Below are 265 nucleotides of genomic sequence, written 5' to 3'. Positions count from 1 at the left end.
CATTAAATGGAATGGCGTTAGCAAAAAAAGATTTATTAAATGCTAGTAAAGGAAGGTTTCTTGTGTCTGCAAGTTTAGCAGGTGCGTACATAGGTCTAGCCGTAGTATTAAGCTTTTCACTTGGTGGATTGTTTAATGAGGTATCAAGTCCGTTAGCATCCCTATTAGTGGGACTTTCCTTTGGTATTGCGTTAGTTCTCATTATCTTTGCTGGTGCTGAACTTTTCACTGGAAATAATATGATTTTTACCGTAAGTACATTATC

The 265-nt window shown here is 36.6% G+C and carries 1 protein-coding gene; it reads left to right on the top strand.

What is annotated here, in order from left to right; translation table 11 throughout:
- Positions 1 to 265, top strand: a 265-nt coding sequence (locus AOA59_RS09430; protein WP_178076255.1) for a formate/nitrite transporter family protein, incomplete at both ends; no start/stop codon positions are given.

The organism is Pseudomonas sp. 2822-15, from assembly GCF_002742515.1.
Classification (GTDB): Bacteria; Pseudomonadota; Gammaproteobacteria; order Pseudomonadales; family Pseudomonadaceae; genus Aquipseudomonas; species Aquipseudomonas salomonii.
The sequence above is the reverse complement of the archived record's forward strand: the minus strand, read 5'-3'. Positions and strand labels throughout refer to the sequence as shown.